The sequence below is a fragment of the Flagellimonas maritima genome (assembly GCF_003269425.1).
Classification (GTDB): Bacteria; Bacteroidota; Bacteroidia; order Flavobacteriales; family Flavobacteriaceae; genus Flagellimonas; species Flagellimonas maritima.
Window position 1 is genome coordinate 1531702 of the sequence record NZ_CP030104.1, and the last position, 23137, is coordinate 1554838.

Below are 23137 nucleotides of genomic sequence, written 5' to 3' on the forward strand. Positions count from 1 at the left end.
CTTTTAAGTATGAAAGGCAAGCTAGCTTATATATGTTTTTTACCATGACCAATTTCCGACCATTTTCTGTTCATTTTATATTTGAAATGACAAGACATTAAAAATCAATTGAATGGAGCCATCCGATAGTGCCCTTTTAGAAAAAGTCAAAAGGAAGATTGCGGCAGAAGCCAACCTTGTGGAAATGAGGAAATGGTCGCAGAAAGACTTTGAATTTCTATCTTTTTTTATCGAGGAGAAAACGGGTTGTAGATTGAGCGTCTCCACTTTAAAAAGAATTTGGTCCAATGATTATCGACGTCTCCCCCACATATCTACTTTGAATGCCCTCTCGACAGCGGCATTTGATAAAAACTGGCAGAACCTTAAATCCGCATCCATTACAAATCGAAATGCAAAAAAAGTCCGCTCATTCAAAGTCCGCTCAGTTGGTCAAAAAAAGAGTTATCGAAAAATAGCCATCGGGTTGTTGTTGGTGATTCCAATAGTCTTGATTCTAATCGGTGCCGCAACGGTAATTCAAAAAGGGCAGCCAAAGAGGACTGAAGTCACCGAGGTCTCCTTTGGCCATACAAAGACCCTCGAAAACCAATTGCCGAATACCGTGGTATTCCAATATGATATCGAAGCAATCGATGCCGATCGTTTTTTCCTTCAACAAAGTTGGGATAGGTCAAGGAGAGTGGAAATTTTCAAGGGAAATAGGGAACAGACCGATATTTACTACATTCCCGGTTACTTCACCGCAAAACTTATCGCCGATGAAGAAGTTATAAAGGAAATGCCCGTGCATGTGACCTACGAGAATTGGTTTATTGCGGCAAGGCAACCCATGTCCAACATCGTGACCTTCGACAAATACCTATGGTTAAGAAAGAATTATTTGGGTATTGATACAGAAACCTTAGGGAGTAAGGGTATTGATGTGAACAGGGACTTTCAATTGGCCTATTACCATGTAAAGGATTTTGATGTCGATGGGGATAATCTAACTTACAAGGCTTCATTTAAGATGGATCCACTGGAGAATGTAGACTGTCCTATAATAAACATCCACCTTCAAGGAGCCTATGGGTACTATTGGATCATGATAGGAAACAAAGGCTGCGGCAGCGAACTCTCCCAAAGAGTAGGAGACAAATCGTACGATGGGAGGACCCAAGACCTTACCAAGTTGACCACCAACATCTACCAATGGAATGAGTTTGAAATCCGAACCACGAACAAAAACGTTCACATATTATTGAACGGCTCTGAAGTATTTTCTACTTCGTATAAGACTTCCATTGACGGAATCATGGAAATAAGCTACTTCTTCAATGGAATGGGACTGATAGATAACGTAGAACTCAGGGATGGACAAGGAGAAATCAAATTTTCCGATGAATTTCAAATATACCATGAACACGTTCCATAAACTGTCCAGTTTTTAAGACGGATTGGGAAATACAGGGGAGTCTTATTAATTGTTAGTTTTAACGGCACTAAAGTTTTTTATTCAATGTATGTATAGAACTGGTCTATTAGAATAGATGAAAATATTCTATAAGATTGTATATGACGGATTGCAATTTTTCTTCCTTTACAATCAATTGAATGAATTTGTGATTTGTGATTATCATCAGCTTGCTTTGATTCTGATACTATAAAATCTCGAAGTGGATCATTGGCTTTATAGTTATCTATTACATAAACCATAACGGAGTTCAGTTCAGGTATTATAGTGATTACTTTTGTTATTGGAGGATAACTGCAATGAAATATGAAACATTCCGTACTGAGATTTTTGGGAATCCATACTGGTTAACATAGTCGTAATTGTCCCTTGCAACTGTGTGTTTGATTGACAATGTTGCAACTTATCCAAAGGGAAAATTGCGCATCTTCTCTTTTCCTTTTTCCAACAATAAATATCCTAATATGGGACTATCTTTTTAGGGCCTAAAGTATCTATAAAATTAGTGCTCAGATTTTTTTCCTTTGCGTTAACAAGTAATATAGGTTTAATAAATCAGATTAATTCTACGACCCTATCGATACTATAGAACTAAAACGCAAAACCCAACCCAAACTGAACGGATGCCAGATTGTCTTCCAAAGCGATGGAACGGTATCCTGCATACAATATCAATCCGTTGTTAAAAACATAAGATACTCTCTGAGAAAGGTAAAAACCGCCGTCTCCTCCATCGTTCAAGGGTATCGCATAACCAATGTCCGGCCCAACGCACAGATTTTTTAGAAGCCTGAATCTGATACTTGCGGCCAGAGGGATAAACTGTAGGTCGTCATTGTCGATTTCTATACCTGCAACGGTTTCGGCCTTACCGAGAAAATTTGAAAATCCCGTTGTCGCACCTTCAAAAATCCTTCTTGTAATAGTGCATGTAATAGATATCCAGACCGAGAATGCTACTATAGCTGTCGCTAAGCCACCCAGGGTTACACCGTCGTGAACGCCCAATCCCATAAATTCTCTTTTTGTGTTAACATCCTGTGCCGTGCTGACTTGCATGTATGATAAGGCAATTAGTAGAAATAGATTGTGTTTTTTTATCTGTTGTTTAGTTATGGTTAAAAGTGTAGAAACAAGTCCTTAAAGACGATACCTATACGCAGATTGCTTACCGACTGGCTGTAATCCACCAAATCTTCCGAATAGCCGCCAAAATATTGTACATACACAAACTGGTTGCTGCTTTTTGAAATTTTAAAACTTATGCAGGCCTTTACGTGGCCCTGTATTTTTTCGTCATAGGCGGGCTGTACATCTAAATCAAAATAGACATCGCTGCCTACTCTGTAGGTTGCTCCAAAATTGAAATACCCGCGATAGGAGGTAATGTCTTCATTGTCTTCCATATCGCCCACGGGCAGCCAGGCCTTTGCACGGATGTGCAGTTTCTCACCCATCGGTTTGGCATAGCTCAGCGAGAAAAAATTCCAGCTTCGGTTATTCTCACCATCGCGACCGTTGCTCTCGTGCTCAAAGGCGAAATAAAGTCCGTAGTCGAGACCCTCTTCATTGAAAAACAACTTCGCCAGACCTAGGGCGGGATTGTAATTGGTTTCCCGAAAGGGGAAGGATTCCTTATAAATATCCCAAAAGGCCTTTTGCCGATAGGTAATAAACGGGAACGTCTCCCAGGGCAGTTCGAGATTGGTGAGGCGCTGTTTGAAGCCTATTTCAAATTTGGCATCGCTGCCGTCCGAGGTAAACGCATCGCTGCCCGTAGTCGTACCGGTGATGAAATAATTATCCCCGAACATTGTGAAAGCGGGCAGGCTGCGGATGTACTTTTTAAAATTGGTGCTGTCTATCCCCTGTACCATCTTATTTTCGGAAACTACGGCGATGGTATCGTTCTGGGCATAGGCCAAAGGGATGAAAGACATTAAAAAAGTGAGCAGAACAATATTGCTCATTGTTGTTTTTTGTAACTCCATATAGCGAAAGTGTTGAAAATAATTGCCAGTGAAATGGTATAGATGAACTCCCATTTTACGTCCATAAATCCGCTACCCTTGAGCAGTACCTTTCGGGTCACCGAAATGAAGTGTGCCAACGGATTGGGAATGGTCAGTTTCTGGGCCCAAACGGGCATACTCTCAATAGGAGTAAACAGGCCGCACATCAAGATAAAAATCATCACAAAAAAGAAAGCGACAAAAATGGCCTGCTGCTGGGTCTCGGCAAAGTTGGAAATCAAAAGGCCCAGGCCCAGAACACAAATGATGTTGATAATACCGTAGCCAAAGACTAGGAACATGCTGCCCCGAATCGGGATGCCAAAAACAATCTTGCTGGTTATCAGTCCCATTGTAAGCAATACCAGCCCTACGCAGAGAAACGGCACCAGCTTGCCCAGAATGAACTCCCATTTTTTGATAGGGGTGACATTGATTTGTTCAATGGTGCCTACCTCCCTTTCCTTCACTACGTTCATTGCCGAAAGGATGATGACGAGCAATGCGGTAAGCTCCGCCAAGATGCCCGGTGCCATAAAATGGGGGTATTTGAGCTCCGGATTGTACCAATTGTTGGAAACGATGGTCGCAGATTGCCGCCCATTGGTCGTGGAAAGCAGTCGCGGCTCATCGATCAAAATATCCTGGTTGACATCGGCAATCAATGAGGACAGATAGCCAGAGCCCACCGTAGCCTGCTGCCCATTGATGGCATTGACCAGCATTTGCATCTGGGGCGCCTCGCCACGGTAAAATCGTTGTTCAAAATCTTTGGGAATTTCCAGAATGACATCGGCATCGCCGGATTGCATATAGGCAAAGGCCGCATCTTGGTCAAAGGTCGTGGCCAGCAGCGTAAACCAATCGTTTGCATTTACCTTGTTCGTAATCGTGCGCGAGATTTCAGACTGGTCCTTATCGACTATAACCACTTGTACATCCTTGACTTCGTTGGATGCGGCACTGGCCAGCACGATAAGCTGTATGATAGGCAGTACCGTCATCATCAACAAGATGGTCTTGTCTCTGACAATTTGCCTGAACTCCTTTTGTATGAGATAGCGTATTCGATGCATTTACCTATTTCTAATGGGTCTTTATATTCACATTTTTCCGTTTTGCGGTCTGCCGAAAAGCAGGCGCGAAACATTTGCTGCGCGGTCAAATCGGCACAATTTTTATTTCACTCTAGCCGTATCTTAAAATTCCGCCAGGTCAATACCAGAAAGACCAGGGTCATCAACAGTAGTACGCCCACTTCAAAAAGAAGGAAGTCCATACCCACACCGCGCAACATTATCCCTTTCAAAATATCGATAAAATATTTTGCAGGGATGATATGCCCTATCCACTGTAACACCTGCGGCATACTGGACATCGGGAATATGAAGCCCGACAAAATAAGCGAGGGCATCATCAGGCTCATCAGCGAGGTCATCATCGCCTTTTGTTGGGTATCCGATTTGGTGGAAATCAAGGTTCCTAGCGAAAGTGCCGTAATCACGTACAGCAAGCACATTAGCATTAATAATCCAAAACTGCCCAGAACCGGTACCCCGAATACGATGTTCCCTATCAGTACGACCAGTACAGCGATGCCGAAGGATAATAGCGCGTAGGGCGTAACCTTGCCCAAAATGATAATAACCGGTGGTAAAGGCGATACCAGAAGTACTTCCATCGTACCTTTTTCATTTTCCTTGGCGATGGTGAGCGAGGTGAGCATTGCACAGATTATCAATAAAATAAGGGCAATGGTACCGGGCACAAAATTATAAGAACTTACCAATTGCGGATTATACATCATCTGGGTCGATAGTTGTATTTGATAGGGCGTTCCGCCTTGGACAGACCTCTCGGTCTTGAAGGTATTCACCATCTGGGTGACGTACTGTACCAGCGTATTCGCATTGTTCGGGTCGCTACCATCGGTAATTACCTGTATTTGCGGATTGGCACCGGCATAGAAATCTTCGGAAAAATTTTCGGGGATGGCCACCACGATTTTTGAAGCGCCCGCTTTAAAACCGTCCTCCATTTCCTTTTCGGAAAGAAGCCTATTGTTGACCATAAAATGGCCCGAACTTTGAATGTGGTCGATGAGCTGATTACTGGTCACGTCTTTGGCATAGTCGAGCACATCGATTTTCGTATCGTTGAACTCGTTGGTCACCGCAAAGCCGAAAATCAGCACCTGTGCAATAGGCATTCCAAAAAGGATGAGCAACGTGCGCTTATCCCGTAGAATGTGGTAGAACTCTTTTTTTACAAATGCCTTGAAGACCTTGAACATCGCGGTGTTATATAATGAACTTCAAACGGATACTTTTGGAAGGCTCCTGCAACTGCACGGCACATTTACTAAAACTGGGCTTCCCCATTTTGGTCATATTCGACGCGCCTACGGGTTCTTTGGGCATCCCGATAAAATTCGTCTCGATTTCACCATCCTTATTCTCATCCTGAAAAACGGCAATAGCATATTTCCCGTTAGGAATATTTTCAAACGTGTAGGTGGCCGAGGTGTCAAAAGTGCTTACGATGCCCTTTTTAAAGGCTTTATCGACTTCTTTCGGGAAACCTTCCTCTCGGTCAAAAAGCATAAAGACGATTTGGCCTTTTTGCTTCTCAATGCCATTGACGGTTACGGTTATGGAACCGTTTTCCACTGGATTTTTCTCGGGTTTTGAGGCAAAGCTTGATAAGCCTGTTGCTATTAAGAATAGTACAATTGTCTTTTTCATCATAAGGTATTTAGGAATTCTTCTTTTCTCGTTTGGCATCTTTTCGCTTTTTACGTTCAAACGCCTTTTTGTAGACCCTGAAGTCACTACGACTAAAGGGACAGACCTTTAAACATACCCCGCAACCGTAATTTTTATGGAAATATGGGTAGCATAATTTGTTGTCTACGTGCGTAAGCGCGCCGCCTTCCCGCTGTATGGCCTTTTCGTATAACGCCTTTGGCGGGCACTTCTTGATGCACCGCCCGCACATATCACAAAAATTGCGTATCCATTGATGTGGATTGTTTTCCTTATCGGCGAAAGGTAGATTTTCGATACTGGTCATCACGGCCGCCAGGCGTACCCTGGGCCCCAATTTTTCGGTAAGCAGTACCCCATTTCGCCCTACGTAGCCCAGACCGGCATCCTGTGCCACAGGCGGCAAGATAATATTGCCCCTGACGGAATGGGAAGCGTGGGCGCCATACTTTTTAAGCCTTAGAAAACGCGCCAATTTATTGGCCGTGCCACCTACATCTTTATAGGTCTCTTGTATCATCACCTCGGTGTTCATACTCGGGGCTTCCATAATGCGCTGTTCGTTCATCTCCTGCGCCAGTACAACGACATTGTCGTACTTTACCGCTGTATGGTCAAAAATATAATCGGGATTTAATTTTGTATAGCCTATCATACTCACTTTATGTGCTTTACAAAAGGTCTCAATATCGGCAAGCAGGGTCGGGCTGGCTATGGTTCTCGGTTTTTTCGGGTCCATTGCCAAAGATTTGGTCATATGAAAATTACCGAACATTGATTGTGCTATCATCGGCAACACTTTAAAGAAAAATGTCTTTTTCTCGGTGCTTTCTTCGGGAATGTTCATACCGCCGGCCGCTAAAAAGTCAAAACTTTTACGTGCATACGGCCCTGGTTGTACAAAGCCCGATTTGCCCTTAAGTCTTTTTTCTAAAACCTCAAGTTGCCCCATCAATTTTTTACTGAACCACTGTATCATACGTATCGCTTTTAGTTTCTGACCAATTTTAAAAATACCTCGTCCATCGTTTCGGTGTTGAACTGTTCCTTCAATTTATCGGGCGTGTCCAGCGCCTCGATTTTTCCATCGACCATAATGGATACACGGTCACAATACTCGGCCTCGTCCATATAATGGGTGGTCACAAAAATCGTCCTGCCCTTTTTTGCGGCTTCATAAATGGCTTCCCAAAATTGCCTGCGTACTTGTGGGTCTACACCGCCCGTGGGTTCGTCCATAAATACGATGGCCGGGTCGTGCACCATTGAGATGGCAAAGGCCAGGCGCTGTTTCCAGCCCAAGGGTAGGGCGCCCACCACTTTTTTAGCAACATCCTTCAAGTTCAGCTCTTCTAAAATTTCAGCCGTTTTTTCTTGGATACGCTTTCGCGAAAGCCCATAAATGCCCCCATAAAATTCAATGTTCTGGTTGACGGATAAATCTTCGTACAGACTAAACTTTTGTGACATATACCCGATGCGCTCCTTGATTTTGTCCGTCTCGTTGATAACGTCCAGTCCCGCTACGGTGCCGTTGCCCGAGGTGGGTTTGCTCAGCCCGTTGAGCATTTTCATTGCTGTGGTCTTGCCGGCACCGTTCGCCCCCAAAAAACCGAATATCTCGCCCTTGTACACGTCGAACGTGATGGCATCCACGGCCGTGAAATCGCCAAATTTCTTGGTCAAATCCTGAACCTCTATGACTTTTTCATTAGTCATTTACCTAGTTTTTTTTGCTTTGAGCTTTCATATTCAGTCGGTTTTAGTGGGTACCTCAGGTTTTTTGGATAAATCCAAAAAGATATCCTCTACGGTGGCTTCAATTTTTTTTACTTCTTCGACGGGAATGTTTTCCAATTTAATGTGCTGCCCGATATTCTTTATTTCCATCGGTTCTTTGGTAATCAAGTGGATGTATTCGCCAAAGGGCAAGGCGCTCTCGGTGTAGTCTTGTTTTCTGAGAAAGAGCAGGGTCTCATAAATGTCGTTTGTTTTGATGGCGTACAGCGGTTTTTTAAAATCAGCTATCATTTTTTCGGGTGCGTCGATGGATAGAATCTTTCCTTCTTGTATCAGCGCAATCCTGTCGCACAGACTAGCTTCGTCCATATAGGGCGTACTCACTAAAATGGCGATGTTCTTTTCCTTAAGGCTCTTGAGCATATCCCAAAATTCCTTCCGGCTTACGGCATCGACACCCGTAGTAGGTTCATCCAAAAAAAGGACTTCCGGCTTATGAATCAGGGCGCAGCACAGGGCCAGTTTTTGCTTCATCCCGCCGGAAAGATTGCCCGCCAAACGGTCTTTAAAGGGTTCTATCTGTACGTAGATATCCTTGACCAAATCGTAATTCTCCTCAATCGTGGTGCCGAAAATAGTCGCGAAAAACGAGAGGTTTTCCTCGACGCTCAAATCCTGATACAGTGAAAATCGCCCGGGCATATAGCCCACTCGTTTGCGTATCTCTTTGTACGCTTTGACCACATCGTGGCCCACTACCGTGGCGTTTCCTTCATCTGCCAGCAACAGGGTAGTCAAAATCCTGAACAATGTGGATTTACCGGCACCATCGGGACCGATGAGTCCAAAAAGTTCGCCATCGGCCACCTCAAAACTTATGTTTTCAAGGGCCCTGATATCGCCATAGGATTTTGATATGTTATCGATGTATATTGCCGCCATTAGTTCGTAGTGGGTTTTTGGAACACGACCTCGCCCGGCATTCCTATTTTGAGATAGCCGTCGTTCGGTACGCTTACTTCAATGGCATAGACCAGATTCACACGCTCTTCTTTGGTCTCTATGGTCTTTGGGGTAAATTCCGCCTCACTGGCAATCCAGGTCACGGTACCGTTCAGTTCCTTATAACTGTCCTCGCCCTCATCGACCAGCACGGTTACCCTGTCGTTAAGTTTGACGTTCTGCAAGATAGTGGCACTGGTGTAAGCTTTTAGTTTTAGCGTATCGAGGTTGGCGACTTTGTACAGGGGCGACCCGTTGCTTACAAGTTCGCTGGGCTCTGCAAAAGTGGTCAGTATTGTACCGCTGAGCGGATTGATAATCTTACAGTCTTTGATTTGCTTTTCGATAAGCTGTATCTGCGCTTTTAAGGGTTCTTCTTCGGAAAGGACGCCCCGATTGGCCACGCCTACGCTGCGTCTAGCGGATGCAATCTGCTGTTGTACCACCCCGATACGGCCCTCGTAATCGTCCAATTGTTTTTGGGTCGCCGCTTTCTGCGCAAAAAGTCGCTGGGTACGGTCGCGCTCCCGTTGCAGGTTTTTTAAATCTTCCTGAAGGATGGCAATTTCCGGACCGGCCTCCTGGGTGCGCAGGTTCAGGGCGTTCAACTGAGCCTTTAGCCTGACTTTTTCCAGATAGCGCTGGGTGGTATCTATCAAACCCAATTGCTGACCGGCTTCAACGCGGTCACCTTCTTCTATACCGAATTTCAGAAGCTCCCCGTTGCCCTTTGCGCTCACGGTCACGGTGGTGGCCTCAAAATTTCCGTAGGCATCAGATTTTGAATCGTCCCCACAGGATGCTATGACTAAACTGAGGCTGAGAAAAAGAAGATTGTAGAGGTAGTTCATATCCGTGAAAAAAGGCACTTGCGGTCGGTGCAAAAGAGTTTTTGATTTTTTTATGGATGCTTTCATTTTCATGAAGTTAAAGCTGCCCGATAAGGGTCAGGTAGTTGATTTTTGTTTGAAGCAATTCGATACGGTTGAGTTCCAGTTGCTGTTCTGCATTGATTTTTGCATTGAGCTGGGTAATGTACTCGCTGGAATTGATAATCCCATTGTCCAGCTGGACTTTGGACTGTCTTAGAATTTCGGTCCGCAAGGCCACGATTTGCTCGTTGTTCTCGATTTGGGAGGCTATGGTCTCCATCTCTTTGAGGTACTCCTTACGCTGGTTTTCCAGGTCGAAGAGAAATACTTCCCGATCCACCTCGATTTGCTCCTGTTGTATTTTTAGCTTTTCCCTTTCCGTCTTGCTTTTGCCAAAGTTGAAAAGGCTCCAGTTGAGCTGAACCCCGCCCAAGGAATAGGTCGAAGTTTCAAAGTCGGCAAAATTTACCGGATTGGGATTTCCCACGCCGCTTTCGGCATATAACGATATTTTCGGTTTCGTACTGGCGGCAATGGACGCTTCCCGGGCGGCAATGAGGGATTTTTGACTATCGTACAGCTCATTTTCGGGCCTTTTGATGTCATTGCCTGCTGTGACTATCAATCCCTCGGGGGTAACGAATTGCACATCCTCGGAAAGCGTCTTGCCAGTTAATTGTTCCAACAAGCTTATATAAGTATCGGTATTGCCGCGTACCTCCAGCTGGTCTTTAAGCAGCTCAAGACGGCGCACCTTTAGTTTGGAAACCTCAGACTCCAGTACGGTACCGTTATCATAACCGGCCTGCAGGGTCTCGATGTTGGTCCTGATATCTTCGAGGGAATTTTGAAGGATGGTATCTTGCTTTCGCGAAAGCGTGGTGGCAAATACCAAATTGTTGACCCGGTCTTTGAGGGTACGGAGTTGCACCTGTAGCGATTGCCGCTCTACGTTAGCCGATGCCTTTTCAAGGCTGCGCTGTGCGCTTTTCATACCGCCGTCGTACACATCATAGTTGAGATTAAGGGCGGCGTTCCAGGTTTCAAGGGGTGCTTCCAGTGTGGTGCTTCCCAGCGGAATCTCAAAATTTTCGGTTTGGTACTGCGCCCTTCCCTTGGCACTGAGCGAGGGAAGACCGTCCCTTTTGATAATCTCAAGGTTTACGGCCTCCAGTCGGTCGATGATTTCGGTATCATCGATAAGCGGGTAATTGGTATTTGCCCATTGATAGGCCTCTTGCAAGGTGATTTTTTTGTCCTGCATATCTTGTGCCACGGCCATCGTATACAAGAAAAAAGCCAGCCCGCAGGCCGTCAATCGAATGTTTCTCATCTACTTTAATTAAAAAGTTAAACTAATTGGTTAACACAAAGATATAAAAAAGTTTAACCAATTGGTTAATTTTATATTAAGATTGGGTGAAGGAATCTTTTAGCACATTGATTACAATCGTCTTACGCTCTTGCATCATTGCGAGAAAGTCTTTTTCCGGCAGATCGAGCATCGTGATAAAGATGGATTTTGCGATAAACGGAAAGTTGATGAGTGACATCACCGTCAGAATAAAATGGTTTGGGGGCACGGGTCTGAGTATTCGCTGCTCCTGTTCTTGAAGGTATTGATGGATAAATGCGGGAAGAATCCCGTTTTCCATCATTTTGGATTTGAGCTTGGTCTGGAACGATTGCTGTCCGCGTGACATTTCGCTCAATAGAAATAAGGGAATATGGGGGTTTTTGCTCATCGTGTCAATGTAGTTATTGACCAACCGCTCCATTTTTTCCATTATGGTACCGTTATACTGAAAGGCGGGAAACATATTGGCCACCGACAAGTCTACGGCTTCCTCTAAAATCTTGCTGAACAACGCTTCCTTGCTCCTAAAATAATAGTGCAGCATTGCCTTGTTGATGTTTGCCTCATCTGCAATTTCCTGCATGCGTGCCCCATCATAACCTTTTTCTATAAAAACTCTTTTGGCAGCTTTCAGAATTTCGGCCTCGGTATCTTTCTTTATTGGCTTGTCCATCTTTATGTATTTACACAAAGATGCAAAATTATTAACTAGCGGTTGAACCGAATGGTTGAATTCAAGTCAAATCCCGTAACGATTTTGTGCTTAATTCAATTGTTCAAATTTTCCGTTCTATATTTTATGGTATTTTTACCTCAGCATTTTAGCGGGAAAAATAAGACCGCACTAATACTTAAATCAAATGTAAAGCTCTTGATGTTGCTCGTCATGGGTGATACAGCTATGGCAATGGAACTTCTTAAAACCTACATAAATTCAAAAATAAATATCGACGAGGCGACCCTAGACACTATTTTGGGTGCTTTTGAAAACAAAACCTTTGAGAAGGATACGCCCATTATCAAAATGGGGCAGTATGTCACCAAATATTATTTCATTGCAAGTGGCGGTGCGAGAATCGTGATTGAGACCCCCGAAAAAGAGATTACGGCCTGGCTTATTTTTGAAAATAAGTTTTTTACCGATTTGGAATCACTGCGGTCCGGGCAACAGTCCAAAGCAAAGGTATTGAGCATCGACAGGACGGAAATCTTCAGCATCAAGGCGAGGAAGATGCACGAATTTTACACCGAGTTCCCAGAGTGGCAAAAATTTGGCCGAATTATTATGGAGGATGCCTTTTTGGATGTGGTGAACAGCCTGATTTCTTTTCAGGTGATGGATGCGGAAACCCGCTACCTCGAAATGCTCAAAAAATCCAACGCCATCAATCGGGTTCCGCTCAAACAACTGGCATCCTATCTGGGCATTACCCCAAATTCGCTTAGCCGCATCCGAAAGAATATCTAAAAACCGGGCGCTTCTTCCTTAGGATTCAAACAGACACTTCATCTATCTCCTGATGAAAGTTATGCTACTTACGCTTTCGCGAAATGGAGCCTGCGACATTCACGACCATAGGGAGAGCGAAGCGGTAAAGCGTCGCAATGACAGGTACTACACCCATCTAAGCATTGCAGCAGCAAGGAGAAAAGCTATGCGCTACATCCCATCCTACTCCATTTTGTGGTCTTTCCGGATGGCTTTTAAGGCAAAAAATACATCCAGACAGATTAGTTACCATATGGTAATTTGACCGGCACTTTATCGGGGCATCTTTGTACCATAGAAATTTAGTTAGCTAAATGATGATGGTCATACACATTGCATACCGCGATTCCGATTTTACTTTGCCCTGCTTGGGAGGCTCCTCATTTCCTCAAAAAGCAAAGTCGCGATACACGACAAGATTCAACGACCATCTCATTTTATAAAATTTTAAAATAATAAACCGATGAAAAAATATTTGGTATTACTTTTTATGACTCTGCTCAGTTACGGCGCATTTGCCCAAGTTACGGGCGAAGTCAATGTGCTGGACAGGGATGTGTTCTATCTGCACTACACGCCCGAAACTGCGATTTCTGATGACATCGATTATCAAAAATGGACCACCAAAGTAGGTCTGCCACCGCTACGGTTAGGCAAACTGTCTTTGTTCAATACGCTGGGCCTTGACAGGCATCAATTTGAATACAATGCCACAACCGCGGCACTCGATACCCGAAATCTGGAGACTTTCTATAACGCCAACTATAGCTTGTTCGCCACCTATAAACTTTCGGACAAGTGGTCGCTCAACACGCTTTTGACGCCTTTTGCGATTTCTAATTTTAAAGGGGATTTTTCATTGGACGAAGTCGAGTTCAACGGAAACCTGTTCTTGGAACGTACCTTTTACCGGAGAAATGGCGGGTATTTTCAGGTCGGTCTGGGTGTAGGCTATATGACCCTGAACGGCACCACCCAATTGACACCCATTTCCCAAATTAAGGCACGATTGAACGAGAAGTGGTCTTTTGTACTGGGCTTGCCTAACACTTACGTGAAATATGATTTTCACCCCTCACATTCTATCAAATTGCTGGGCGACCTCAATGATTTTTCTGCTCGTCTCAACGGTTCAGGCTCTGTCCTGACGGGCGCGGAGGCAGAAAATGCGGTATTTACGACCATTTCCGGCGGACTCGAATACAATTTCTGGATCACCAAATCCTTCGGATTAATGGCAAAGGGCACCTATCCCGTCTGGGGCGATTATGAACTGAGGGATGGCGATAACGACACATCCTTCGAATTTGACACCTCCTTTTCGCAGCCTTTCTTTAGTGTTGGCATCAAGTTCAACCCTATCAGGTCTTTACAAAACAGTCTAAAACCTTTATAATGATGACACAGGCAAAAAAAAGTTTCTGTGGGAATGCTTTCTTAAAAGCGGCTCTCCCTTCCTATTTATTCCCCTTGCTCTCCTCTGCGATACCAGCTTATTTCTTGGATAAACCGGATTTATTGAAAGCCAGTTATACGACCATTGCGATGCCTTCATTATTCGCCACCGTAATCTGCTTTATCCTGTTATGGCAATTTCAAGAGCGGCAGATTTTTATAATAAATCGTATTGTAATGGCACTTGTTCTGGGCATTACTATGGTGCTGCTAGCGTTAGGTGTCATCTATATTTTTAAATGGGAAACGGGCATTTGGAACATTCTCATTTCTTCCTTCTTGGGTGCCGCCATCGTTGCGATGATGAAACCTTTGACCAAAACTACCATCGCCTAATGGATGTATATAAAAAAACGATCGTCGTCTTTGGCTGTACCGGAACGGTGGGAAAGCCTGTATTAGAAGGCCTGTTGAAAGCGGACTGTTATGTACGCGGTGTACTTCGGAGTCCCGATAGAGCCTATCCCGTATCTCCGCGCGACAACTGCAAACTCACTTATGTAAGTGCTAATTTGGCGGTAGCCGAAGAGATCGAGGCCGCCTGCGCACACGCCGATGTGGTCTTTTTGCTTACTGCCACGCACCCCGATCAGGTCGCCACGGAAATCAGGATTATAGATGCCTCAAAAAAATGTGGCATACAGCGTATCGTAAAGCTCTCTGCCCCTATTGTAGAACCTTTGGCTCAGGTCGAAGTGGCGCGTTGGCACCGCAAGATCGAAGAACACCTTGACGAGTCCGCCCTTGAATATTGCTGCCTTCGGCCCCGTGCCTTTATGCAGAACTGGGAGAGAAATACCCACACCATACGCAAATTCGGCACCTTCTATGGTGTTATGGAAGATGCCCGGCGCAACTATATCGATGCCCGGGACGTTGCCGATGTTGCCGTAAACGTACTGCTTCAGGAGGCACCTTTGCCGAGTAGCACCATTGCACTGGACGGCCCAGAGGCCTTGAGCCACTACGAGATGGCACAGCGTTTATCAAAGGTTACCGGAAGAACCATCACCTATAAAAATATAAGCCGAAGCGACTATTTCAAAATGCTGACTAAAAGAGCCAAATTACCGCAATGGCTGGCAACGCACATCATAGAACTCGATGAACTGGCCCTGAACATACCAGAGCCTCAAACACATTCCCTCGCCCCTTTACTGGATAGAAAACCGCGTATTATGGATGCCTATCTACAGGAAAACAAGGCGCTTTTTGCAAGGCAGGCCTTGTTCAAGATGTGGTCGTGAAATGAAATGAGAGATACCACTGTCAAGAAAGCTAGCACTATACTTCTTAAGATACGTCGGTAGCGTATGCATTTTAAAAGCTGTACGGTTTAAAATCATAGTCATAGGATGGCTGACAGCTAAACTGAAAAGCACAGATTTTTACCCTCGTTCCTACCTACATTAAGATGTGGTTTGTTGCTGCTATAGGCTCTGGCAAATTTTCTTCGTCTAGCATATCCCTCAAATCAATTTCTATGGTTCGGCTCAATGCCGCCATCGGGATGTCATTGGGACTGCCCTCAAAAGGGTTTTCTGTAATTTCGCCTATTTTTTCCATTGTATGGAATACCCAAGAAACCAGTAGGCTAAAGGGGATGGTCATCCACACGAAATTAGCGCCCAGTACATCAAATTCTTTCATCAAACCAAAAGGCACCAACAGGATAAAGAGCCATACGAAAAAAAGGTTCAACGTTGCGAACTGTCGCGGATACGGGAAGTTTTTAATACGTTCCGACTTGCCTTGATGACTGTACACATCTAACAATAATGCTTCCATTTCCATATGACGAAAGTCGTCCGTTAGGCCACGCTTTCGTAATTCTTTAAGTGCTTTAGATTGGTTGGCGATAAGTTGCGTTGCCCTATTCTTTTTGGAAAGAATGTAGCGCAGTTCAGCCGCTTCCAAAAGGGGTTTCAATTCGGCCTCAAGCGAGTTTTCAAATTCGTGTATCACATATTTTTTTCGATACTCAGCATTGTAATTCTTGTCTAGATTTTCCCATTCCTTTGGCACTCTTAATTGATAACGCAAACAGGTAACCCACGCCAAGTGCCTGTAAATTAATTGGGTCTGAATTTTAATTAAAGTTTTGGCATCCACTTTTTCCTCACTATGTAGGTCAGAGATAAAGTCTTTGGACATAATGCCCCAAGAACGGCTGGTATTTACAATCATACCCCAAATTTTTCTGGCTTCCCACATACGGTCATAGGTGGCATTATTTTTAAAGCCGATTAAGAATGCCACAGCTGTACCAATCAGAGCAACAGGCAACCACGGGATGACCATCCATTTCCAGTCCAATAATGCATAAATAGCAGTAGGTATGGTTGCTATGACAAGAAACTTTAAAATGTCCCTTCGTGTCCATATCAATACCTCTTTTAATGAAAAGCTTTTTCCTGTATACATTTAGCGCGGTTGTTTGAGGTTCTTCTTTTGTTGGTGTTCGTAGCACCAAGCAAATTTTGACCAAGGCTTTGGCATATTCGAGATAACTACGGGATGACCGCTTTCGCGGAAGTGCGCACTTGCGTGTTTATTTTTAGAAGCATCACAGCATAAGACGATTCCGCAGGTCTGGCAGACCCTTAAATGCGTCCATTTATCTTTAGTTTTCACACATTCCTCACAATAGTCTTTTTTAGAACCCTTTGGCTCTAAGGATTCTAAATGTTTACATAATATTTCTTCCATCGTCTATTTGTGTAAGTTTTCTAAATATTTATGAACGAAAGTAACAGCCATTGCACCTTCACCAGCCGATGAGGCTACTCGTTTTACGGAACCGTGACGAACATCGCCTGCTGCGAATGAGCCTGGCACGCTAGTTTCCAAGAAAAATGGTTCGCGTTCCAATTTCCAACAATCCACAAATTTACCGTTGTTTGAAAGGTCTGCACCAGTCATTAAATAACCGCTTTTATCGCGGATGATGTCAGTATCCTTTGCCCATTCGGTATTCGGAATACCACCGATACAGATGAACAAGCGTTCGGTGTCGTACTCTTCAATGGTGTTTTCTTGAGTTCTTTTAATGTGTATGCGTTTTAACTCATTTTCCCCAATGAGTTCTGATACTTCGGAATTATATAAGACTTCAATATTCGGTTTTTCCTCTATTCTTGTAAGCAGGTAATGCGATAGGGATTCGGACAAGTTTCCGCTGCGCACGATAAGGGAAACTTTTTTTGCAAATTTTGAAAAATACATCGCTGCCTGTCCCGCCGAGTTCCCGCCACCCACGATAAATATGTGTTTGTCTTCACAGAGAAATGCTTCGCTCGCACCTGCACCGTAATAAACACCTTTGTTCAGGTATTTTGCTTCGTTTTCTAAATTTAATTTGCGGTATTCCACGCCTGTGGCACAGATGTTTGCATTTGCAATCATCATTTCGCCATCTGCCATATTGACGTGAATTTGTTGATTCTTGAACTGTGCCTTGACACCTTCTCTTAACATTAATATTTCGACTCCAAATTTAACCGCCTGCTGTCTGGCACGTTCTGCCAAATCTGCTCCTGCAATGCCGTTGGGAAATCCCATATAGTTTTCGATAAGCGAACTCGTTCCCGCTTGGCCACCTATGGCACTTTTTTCTATTAACACCGTGCGAAGTCCTTCCGAAGCCGCATATACGGCAGCGCTTAATCCTGCAGGTCCAGCACCATAAATAGAAAGGTCATACTCCTTGTGTTTAGGTTTCGAAATCCATCCCAGATGTGTTGCCACTTTTTCAACGTTTGTTTTATACAATAGGGTACCGTCTGGTAATTCTACGATGGGTAAGCGTTCTGCGTCCTCTTTTTTAAGATGCGGTGCATTTTTTAAATCCTTTAGCGTGTTCAATTCTATCCACTTAAAGGCGACAACACTTCGATTAAGAAAGTCCCGAATTTCATATGCTTTTGCGGAATTTGATTTGCCGTATAGATGTACAATCTTTGTATTGGTTAAGTTTTCATTCATATTTTTCTGTTTAAGGTCAAGGTGCCTTCAACAGTCGTTCTGTGTAAGGTTCTTTCTTGGTTTGGGTCTGTTTCTGTGGCTTGATGAAATACCGAATAATTGTCTGAAACCATTAAATCGCCTTCGGCATATTTATGTCGGTACATCACTTCGGGATGGTCTAGAATTGTCTGGAAGCTGCCTATCAGTTCCGTTACCTGAGCTTCCTCTTCTTTTTCAAAGCCCGTCAATGAACGTACCAATCCCATATTTAGGTACAGGGCTTTTTTACCCGTAACGGGATGCTCTATGACAAGGTCGTGCAGTATATTTCCCTCGTGAACCGTTTTTAGTTTATGGGCGATGGGTTTTAAGTGTTTAGGTATTTTTTTGTATGCTTCGTAGGCATTCGCAAAAAGCGTGTCGCCACCGGTTTTGGGAATTTTTACCAGATGAAACGCAGAAAGCGCGGTCGGCCTTTCCCTAAAAGACCCATCTTGATGCCAATAAAACCCAACGTTCGTGTAGCCTTGTTGTACATCTGTGGACAGTCTAAAGACCTCAGGATGTTTGGGAAGCTGCGTTGGCCTAAACGGAAAGGTTTCAAGACCGCCAAAGACTTGCGTAAACCGAACCTGATGCTCTGGTTTCAATGTTTTGCCTTTGACTAAGAGTAGTTGGTAATCCTTGAGTGCCTCCTTTAGTTCAGAAACCAAAATAGCATCGTAGGTTGCCGTTTCAAGATTGAGGTCTGTTATTATTGCACCGAGATGTGGTGTGAGTTCGGAAATTTTGAATTTCGTGTATGCCATAATCGTCTTACTCTTATTGTTTTATCTTCAACAAAGGTAGTTCTCAAAGCAAGGTGTGGGCTGGCACGATTATTTGAAAATCCGGTACTTTTTACAGGTGTCGACTTCTTTCCTTTCGATATTCAAAAGGGGTCTTGCGGGTGTGCTTTTTGAAAAAGCGTCCAAAATAGGATGGGTCTTCAAAATTTAGATGATAGGCTACTTCCGAAACGTTTAGATTTGTTTGATATAATAGCACTTTTGCTTCCAGCAACATCATTTCTTGAATCAATGCCCCTGCCGTTTTGCCTATACTTTTTTTTACGGAGTCGTTCAAATGATTGGGCGTAACATTTAAAATTTCGGCATAGTCCTTTACCGAAAGATTTTGATGAACATGATGGCTTACCAAACATTGATAGGCATAGGCCAGCTGCCCCTTATTAAAGCGTGATCGTGCTTTGTTCGATTGTTTTTCATAAAGTCGTTCCAGTTTTATGAGCAATGCCGTGATGTATGAATGAATCAGCAGGTTGCGGTGTTTTTTTTGAACTTCCTCCTCGATTTCAATAGCCTTGAACAATTCTGAAAGTGAACGACTTTCGGATTGGGTAAGGGTAAGAAAATGTTGTGCATCCCATTCAAAAAAAGGAAGTTCGTTAAGCCTCAACATACTGCTACCATTGCGTTTGAAAAATGCTGCCGTAAAGAATAAGGAAAACCCATCAATATCGCCTGTTGGTGCTGCCCAGTTATTGATAATTCCTGGGCTTGAAAAAATAAGGGTATGTTCTTTTGCTTCGAACGTCTCCAAATTGGAACTATGACGTACCGAACCTTCGGTGAGCAGCAGAAGGCAGTAGTAAGAACCTCGGTAAGGATGCAATAATTCGTTTTCGAACCTTGGTTTTTGAATTTTGAAATCAACCGCCTTCTCATCCAATTCTAAGATAGAAGCAATATCGTGGTATGGTGTTGTATTTAGGCTTTTCGAAGTCATTCATTATTTATCTCTTAAAAGGTAGCTTTAATTAATTGTTATCGTTTAGATTAAATGAATTAAATTAGAAATGTAGGTCTTAAGCCTTCGTAAGAATTAATGATGTATAGTTGTGCAACTACACCTTTATTAGTTAGTGCCTAGCATTTCAATAATCTCTTACACATAGAAATAAATTAACTTGAGACGTTTCTTTGATATTAATTGTTCATATACTTAGACAATGAATTATTCGTTGTTAAAATCAATTATTCATCTCAAATGCTGTAGTATCTAGTTCTGGGTTAAGGATAACTTCTTTTACGGTTATTGTGCCGCATCCCATAGTATGAGAAAAAGGAAAGACTTGGTATAAATTAAAATCACAATACTACGCTGACTTAAATCTGCGAATTATTAAAATTAAGCGATTCGTTTACTTATAAGCCTCCACATCTGTAAACCTTACCTAATCCGCCTCTTAAACTACTTAAGAAACTCTTATTTTATCTCACTTTTACTAAATAATTTAAAAATCCATCCTGTAGTTCATTTTAAACGCCACACCCCAGTTTGTTCTCTCAATGTCTTGAGTATAATTATCAGTAACAACCAGATAAATATAGGATAGCGGCTTATATTCCCACTGCAGACGACTGTTGATATTAAAATTATCTGCCTGGGTATTGTATTGGATATAAGTGGTCCAGTTTAAGCGTGTATTAAAAAATACTTCGCCCGTAAACCGTGCCAAATGAAACGTTTCTTCACCAAGATTATCTAAATCGATGTTGTTTAAGTCGTATGAGAGTATAAAATTAGCAAAAGGCAAAAACTGATAATTTGTATATAGACTCGCGGTCGTTCGTTTACCACTATAATATTCACCGTGCTGAAGACTGGCCTGATATATAAAATTTTGATTATTTGCTGAGTTATATCCAACCTTTAAGCTTCCAAAATCATAGCGGTCGGGTTGTAATGGATTTCCGTTGCCCAATGGGTCAAAACCGTATTTTAAATCAATGTCGTCATAGCGTAAAACATAATAGATTGCCGATAAGTCTTTAAAAAATAATGCAGAATTCAAAAAATGAGAAGACTGGTTAAAATTCCCTTGTTCGTCAAGGTAAGTATCATTGCTGTAATTTAGTATCCTAAATGAGTTTAATGACTGTGATGAATCATAAAACTTTTCATATTCAAACCCAGCAGAAGCCTGTGTATAGCCTTCTCTAACCACCTCGTCATTTACTGCATCAAAGTTGAAAAGCCTTGGTGTAAAGCCAACATCAGCAATGTAGTTTTTCCCTATGTTTCGCACAGACGCATTCCAGCCCAGACCTCTTCGATTGTACCAGATTCCTGCATTATAAAAGCTGTTCTTATCAGTAATGCCGTCTGAAAAGCTTTTGGCGTAATTGGCCAATCCAATCCATTTGTTATCATTAGATTTATAGTTTATATTAAGGCCAGTTACCCTGTTGTAATCTTCCTTAAGTTCAAATCCATCAGTTTCTTGTCTATTAATCAAAAACCCGGTTGTAGAGAAATTATTGGTTAATTGCTGTTCTACAACCAAAGCGGCATAATTTTGAGATGGGATATCTTGCTCACTGTCGGTTTGTACATCAAGAAAACCTATTCTTGTCTTTTTTGTAAGGTTTCCAGACAGTTTTAAACCAAATTGAATATCCGTATCGGCCCCAATACGCCTAGAATAAAATGGATTTACGTCACCGACACCAAGATTAGAAAATAAATCGGCATTTTCTAAAAAGAAGTTACGCTGTTCAGGGAAAAATATGTCAAAACGCGTGAGATTAGTGACCTGCTGGTCCACATCAATTTGAGAAAAATCTGGGTTTATAGTAGCATCAAGTTTTAGCGATGATGTTAAGTTATACTGCACATCCAAGCTTGGTTGAAAAATTGTAGATTCTGAATCGTTTAAAACATCTTGAGAAGAATTAACCGTCACCGAAGGTGTTACCGCAAAACGAGATGGGGATATGTCTGGAAGCTGCTCAAAACGAAATGGTCTTGTAAATCTAAGGTCATACAATCTGTAGTTACGTTTTACATTGGTAAGTATTGACCAAGCATTCTTTTTAATATCTCGCACATACATTTGTATGCCTATGGTTGGATTATCCACATCATAGTTTAGTGCCTTTAACGGAATTGCCATTTCATACATTTTTAGATTGCCATCTGCTGTTGCGGCAGCTTTCCATACTGCATTCCAACTTAAGCTAAAACCATAGCCTTCGTTTATACGTTCCACAAGACCATCTACCTGTGTTCCATATCCGTTGACGGCAAAATAAAATGCACTTTGTTTTTGATTTTGTGTATCAAGAACTAATATAAAAGAATCACTAATACCAATACTTACATCGCGCTTTAAGGAGCTTGTTTGTATTTTGGGCTCAGTATCTTCATAAATAGCACTAACATAAAGAAACTCATCATCAGTAAACAGCCTTACCCGAGTTTGTTGTTCGGCCAGTCCTTCATCAGTAGGCAAATAATTATAGAAACCTGTTATCTCTGGTAAGGTTTCCCAAATAGGTTCATTTGGTTTCCCATCAACATTAATTTCGCTTTCTGAATAGCCAATTATTTCTGTTTGTCCTTGTGAAAAAAAAGGTGCTAATAGCACAAAAGAAAAGAATACTCTTCTCATTCGTTTTCCTCTTTTTTAACGAATGCGTAAACCTTACTTACAATCTTCCAGTTTCCATCAATTTTCAATAATGTAAAATAGTCTGCATTGAATCCTTTAGGGTATTCGGTTTCCAGTTTGGCCATGGCCGCGTTACCTGCAATATTTATAAAAGATATTCTGTGGTTTCGTTCTTTTTGTTGGTCAGCATTTTCTTGGGATTTAAATACATCAAGACAGTTATACTCTCGGTATTCGTTAGCTTTTAAGGAAAATGTTTTCATTGTAGTACCTTCGTGAAAGATACCTTCCAACATTTTGTAGTTTCTGGTATTATCACCTACCACATAGGTTTTTATAACGCTTTCAATAGTCTTGTAATCGGATTCCTGTGCTGTATTTTTTGTTGACCATAGCAATAAGAGGCTAAAAATTAAAATTCCTTTTTTCATTGTTTTGAAGTTTTGATTTCCCACAAATCTATAGGAACAGAAAGTGCGTTTTTTGATAAGTAGACCAGAAGACTATTTGAGTCTATCAAATCTATTGTACCCATTCGTCTACAAAAACACACTACTCGTTTGCTGT

The 23137-nt window shown here is 42.6% G+C and carries 24 protein-coding genes; 6 read left to right on the plus strand and 18 right to left on the minus strand.

The window, feature by feature from the left end:
- The first annotated feature begins 112 nt into the window (after nucleotides 1–112).
- Nucleotides 113–1417, plus strand: coding sequence for a hypothetical protein (locus HME9304_RS06780; protein WP_112377863.1), 1305 nt, complete (start codon nucleotides 113–115; stop codon nucleotides 1415–1417).
- 630 nt (nucleotides 1418–2047) lie between these two features.
- On the opposite strand, the gene HME9304_RS06785 is transcribed toward HME9304_RS06780, so the two are convergent.
- From HME9304_RS06785 to HME9304_RS06835, 11 genes are all read right to left on the minus strand, one after another.
- Nucleotides 2048–2515: a hypothetical protein gene (locus HME9304_RS06785; RefSeq protein ID WP_112377864.1), complete on the minus strand. Its 468-nt coding sequence runs from the start codon at nucleotides 2513–2515 to the stop codon at nucleotides 2048–2050.
- Nucleotides 2516–2574: 59 nt separating this feature from the next.
- Entirely contained in the window at nucleotides 2575–3501 is a 927-nt protein-coding gene (locus tag HME9304_RS06790) for a phospholipase A (RefSeq protein WP_112377865.1), read from the minus strand.
- Nucleotides 3423–4475: an ABC transporter permease gene (locus HME9304_RS06795; RefSeq protein ID WP_239023409.1), complete on the minus strand. Its 1053-nt coding sequence runs from the start codon at nucleotides 4473–4475 to the stop codon at nucleotides 3423–3425. The genes HME9304_RS06790 and HME9304_RS06795 overlap by 79 nt, the downstream gene beginning before the upstream one ends.
- 176 nt (nucleotides 4476–4651) lie before the next feature.
- Nucleotides 4652–5761, minus strand: a complete 1110-nt coding sequence (locus HME9304_RS06800; protein WP_112377867.1) for an ABC transporter permease — start codon at nucleotides 5759–5761, stop codon at nucleotides 4652–4654.
- Nucleotides 5762–5768: 7 nt separating this feature from the next.
- Nucleotides 5769–6251, minus strand: a complete 483-nt coding sequence (locus HME9304_RS06805; RefSeq protein ID WP_123877377.1) for a DUF2141 domain-containing protein — start codon at nucleotides 6249–6251, stop codon at nucleotides 5769–5771.
- Nucleotides 6223–7212 (minus strand): 4Fe-4S dicluster domain-containing protein, encoded by a 990-nt coding sequence (locus HME9304_RS06810; protein WP_112377869.1) that lies wholly within the window; start codon nucleotides 7210–7212, stop codon nucleotides 6223–6225. Before HME9304_RS06810 ends, HME9304_RS06805 begins: the two co-directional genes overlap by 29 nt.
- A gap of 11 nt (nucleotides 7213–7223) precedes the next feature.
- Nucleotides 7224–7952, minus strand: a complete 729-nt coding sequence (locus tag HME9304_RS06815; protein ID WP_112377870.1) for an ABC transporter ATP-binding protein — start codon at nucleotides 7950–7952, stop codon at nucleotides 7224–7226.
- A 33-nt stretch (nucleotides 7953–7985) separates the two neighbouring features.
- Nucleotides 7986–8915 carry an ABC transporter ATP-binding protein gene (locus HME9304_RS06820; protein ID WP_112377871.1) on the minus strand — a complete coding sequence of 310 codons (930 nt, stop codon included), beginning with the start codon at nucleotides 8913–8915 and terminating at the stop codon, nucleotides 7986–7988.
- Nucleotides 8915–9892, minus strand: a complete 978-nt coding sequence (locus HME9304_RS06825) for an HlyD family secretion protein (RefSeq protein ID WP_206170503.1) — start codon at nucleotides 9890–9892, stop codon at nucleotides 8915–8917. Before HME9304_RS06825 ends, HME9304_RS06820 begins: the two co-directional genes overlap by 1 nt.
- A 10-nt stretch (nucleotides 9893–9902) precedes the next feature.
- Complete coding sequence (locus HME9304_RS06830; protein WP_112377872.1) at nucleotides 9903–11180, minus strand: TolC family protein; 1278 nt, start codon at nucleotides 11178–11180, stop codon at nucleotides 9903–9905.
- 76 nt (nucleotides 11181–11256) lie between these two features.
- Nucleotides 11257–11877: a TetR/AcrR family transcriptional regulator gene (locus tag HME9304_RS06835; RefSeq protein ID WP_112377873.1), complete on the minus strand. Its 621-nt coding sequence runs from the start codon at nucleotides 11875–11877 to the stop codon at nucleotides 11257–11259.
- A gap of 201 nt (nucleotides 11878–12078) precedes the next feature.
- Here HME9304_RS06835 and HME9304_RS06840 point away from each other — a divergent pair, with 201 nt between their 5' ends.
- The 5 genes from HME9304_RS06840 (at nucleotide 12079) to HME9304_RS06855 (ending at nucleotide 15395) form a co-directional block, all read left to right on the plus strand.
- A complete protein-coding gene (locus HME9304_RS06840; protein ID WP_164674786.1) occupies nucleotides 12079–12672 on the plus strand; it encodes a Crp/Fnr family transcriptional regulator in 594 nt (197 codons plus the stop codon).
- A gap of 52 nt (nucleotides 12673–12724) precedes the next feature.
- Nucleotides 12725–12958: a hypothetical protein gene (locus HME9304_RS16830; RefSeq protein WP_123877380.1), complete on the plus strand. Its 234-nt coding sequence runs from the start codon at nucleotides 12725–12727 to the stop codon at nucleotides 12956–12958.
- Between the two features lie 198 nt (nucleotides 12959–13156).
- Nucleotides 13157–14089 carry a DUF6268 family outer membrane beta-barrel protein gene (locus HME9304_RS06845; protein ID WP_112377875.1) on the plus strand — a complete coding sequence of 311 codons (933 nt, stop codon included), beginning with the start codon at nucleotides 13157–13159 and terminating at the stop codon, nucleotides 14087–14089.
- Nucleotides 14089–14484, plus strand: a complete 396-nt coding sequence (locus HME9304_RS06850) for a hypothetical protein (RefSeq protein ID WP_112377876.1) — start codon at nucleotides 14089–14091, stop codon at nucleotides 14482–14484. The genes HME9304_RS06845 and HME9304_RS06850 overlap by 1 nt, the downstream gene beginning before the upstream one ends.
- A complete protein-coding gene (locus tag HME9304_RS06855; RefSeq protein WP_112377877.1) occupies nucleotides 14484–15395 on the plus strand; it encodes an NmrA family NAD(P)-binding protein in 912 nt (303 codons plus the stop codon). Before HME9304_RS06850 ends, HME9304_RS06855 begins: the two co-directional genes overlap by 1 nt.
- Before the next feature lie 157 nt (nucleotides 15396–15552).
- On the opposite strand, the gene HME9304_RS06860 is transcribed toward HME9304_RS06855, so the two are convergent.
- From HME9304_RS06860 to HME9304_RS06890, 7 genes are all read right to left on the minus strand, one after another.
- On the minus strand, nucleotides 15553–16572 hold the full coding sequence (locus HME9304_RS06860) for a bestrophin family protein (RefSeq protein ID WP_112377878.1): 1020 nt from the start codon (nucleotides 16570–16572) through the stop codon (nucleotides 15553–15555).
- Nucleotides 16573–16857: a UBP-type zinc finger domain-containing protein gene (locus tag HME9304_RS06865; protein ID WP_112377879.1), complete on the minus strand. Its 285-nt coding sequence runs from the start codon at nucleotides 16855–16857 to the stop codon at nucleotides 16573–16575.
- Nucleotides 16858–16860: 3 nt separating this feature from the next.
- Nucleotides 16861–18132: an NAD(P)/FAD-dependent oxidoreductase gene (locus HME9304_RS06870; RefSeq protein WP_112377880.1), complete on the minus strand. Its 1272-nt coding sequence runs from the start codon at nucleotides 18130–18132 to the stop codon at nucleotides 16861–16863.
- Entirely contained in the window at nucleotides 18129–18923 is a 795-nt protein-coding gene (locus HME9304_RS06875; protein ID WP_112377881.1) for a TauD/TfdA dioxygenase family protein, read from the minus strand. Before HME9304_RS06875 ends, HME9304_RS06870 begins: the two co-directional genes overlap by 4 nt.
- Before the next feature lie 91 nt (nucleotides 18924–19014).
- Entirely contained in the window at nucleotides 19015–19902 is an 888-nt protein-coding gene (locus HME9304_RS06880) for a helix-turn-helix domain-containing protein (RefSeq protein WP_112377882.1), read from the minus strand.
- Nucleotides 19903–20410: 508 nt separating this feature from the next.
- Nucleotides 20411–22570: a DUF5916 domain-containing protein gene (locus tag HME9304_RS06885; protein ID WP_112377883.1), complete on the minus strand. Its 2160-nt coding sequence runs from the start codon at nucleotides 22568–22570 to the stop codon at nucleotides 20411–20413.
- Nucleotides 22567–23001, minus strand: coding sequence for a nuclear transport factor 2 family protein (locus HME9304_RS06890; protein WP_112377884.1), 435 nt, complete (start codon nucleotides 22999–23001; stop codon nucleotides 22567–22569). Before HME9304_RS06890 ends, HME9304_RS06885 begins: the two co-directional genes overlap by 4 nt.
- Between the last annotated feature and the right edge of the window lie 136 nt (nucleotides 23002–23137).

Coding starts and splice junctions, on each gene's coding strand:
- HME9304_RS06875 (WP_112377881.1), bottom strand. CDS start 18,923: ATGGCATACACGAAATTCAAAATTTCCGAACTCACACCACATCTCGGT.
- HME9304_RS06820 (WP_112377871.1), bottom strand. CDS start 8,915: ATGGCGGCAATATACATCGATAACATATCAAAATCCTATGGCGATATC.
- HME9304_RS06865 (WP_112377879.1), bottom strand. CDS start 16,857: ATGGAAGAAATATTATGTAAACATTTAGAATCCTTAGAGCCAAAGGGT.
- HME9304_RS06855 (WP_112377877.1), top strand. CDS start 14,484: ATGGATGTATATAAAAAAACGATCGTCGTCTTTGGCTGTACCGGAACG.
- HME9304_RS06885 (WP_112377883.1), bottom strand. CDS start 22,570: ATGAGAAGAGTATTCTTTTCTTTTGTGCTATTAGCACCTTTTTTTTCA.
- HME9304_RS06810 (WP_112377869.1), bottom strand. CDS start 7,212: ATGATACAGTGGTTCAGTAAAAAATTGATGGGGCAACTTGAGGTTTTA.
- HME9304_RS06890 (WP_112377884.1), bottom strand. CDS start 23,001: ATGAAAAAAGGAATTTTAATTTTTAGCCTCTTATTGCTATGGTCAACA.
- HME9304_RS06795 (WP_239023409.1), bottom strand. CDS start 4,475: ATGATGACGGTACTGCCTATCATACAGCTTATCGTGCTGGCCAGTGCC.
- HME9304_RS06805 (WP_123877377.1), bottom strand. CDS start 6,251: ATGCCAAACGAGAAAAGAAGAATTCCTAAATACCTTATGATGAAAAAG.
- HME9304_RS06870 (WP_112377880.1), bottom strand. CDS start 18,132: ATGAATGAAAACTTAACCAATACAAAGATTGTACATCTATACGGCAAA.
- HME9304_RS06850 (WP_112377876.1), top strand. CDS start 14,089: ATGATGACACAGGCAAAAAAAAGTTTCTGTGGGAATGCTTTCTTAAAA.
- HME9304_RS16830 (WP_123877380.1), top strand. CDS start 12,725: ATGAAAGTTATGCTACTTACGCTTTCGCGAAATGGAGCCTGCGACATT.
- HME9304_RS06815 (WP_112377870.1), bottom strand. CDS start 7,952: ATGACTAATGAAAAAGTCATAGAGGTTCAGGATTTGACCAAGAAATTT.
- HME9304_RS06830 (WP_112377872.1), bottom strand. CDS start 11,180: ATGAGAAACATTCGATTGACGGCCTGCGGGCTGGCTTTTTTCTTGTAT.
- HME9304_RS06880 (WP_112377882.1), bottom strand. CDS start 19,902: ATGACTTCGAAAAGCCTAAATACAACACCATACCACGATATTGCTTCT.
- HME9304_RS06825 (WP_206170503.1), bottom strand. CDS start 9,892: ATGAAAGCATCCATAAAAAAATCAAAAACTCTTTTGCACCGACCGCAA.
- HME9304_RS06800 (WP_112377867.1), bottom strand. CDS start 5,761: ATGTTCAAGGTCTTCAAGGCATTTGTAAAAAAAGAGTTCTACCACATT.
- HME9304_RS06785 (WP_112377864.1), bottom strand. CDS start 2,515: ATGCAAGTCAGCACGGCACAGGATGTTAACACAAAAAGAGAATTTATG.
- HME9304_RS06845 (WP_112377875.1), top strand. CDS start 13,157: ATGAAAAAATATTTGGTATTACTTTTTATGACTCTGCTCAGTTACGGC.
- HME9304_RS06860 (WP_112377878.1), bottom strand. CDS start 16,572: ATGTATACAGGAAAAAGCTTTTCATTAAAAGAGGTATTGATATGGACA.
- HME9304_RS06840 (WP_164674786.1), top strand. CDS start 12,079: ATGTTGCTCGTCATGGGTGATACAGCTATGGCAATGGAACTTCTTAAA.
- HME9304_RS06835 (WP_112377873.1), bottom strand. CDS start 11,877: ATGGACAAGCCAATAAAGAAAGATACCGAGGCCGAAATTCTGAAAGCT.
- HME9304_RS06790 (WP_112377865.1), bottom strand. CDS start 3,501: ATGGGAGTTCATCTATACCATTTCACTGGCAATTATTTTCAACACTTT.
- HME9304_RS06780 (WP_112377863.1), top strand. CDS start 113: ATGGAGCCATCCGATAGTGCCCTTTTAGAAAAAGTCAAAAGGAAGATT.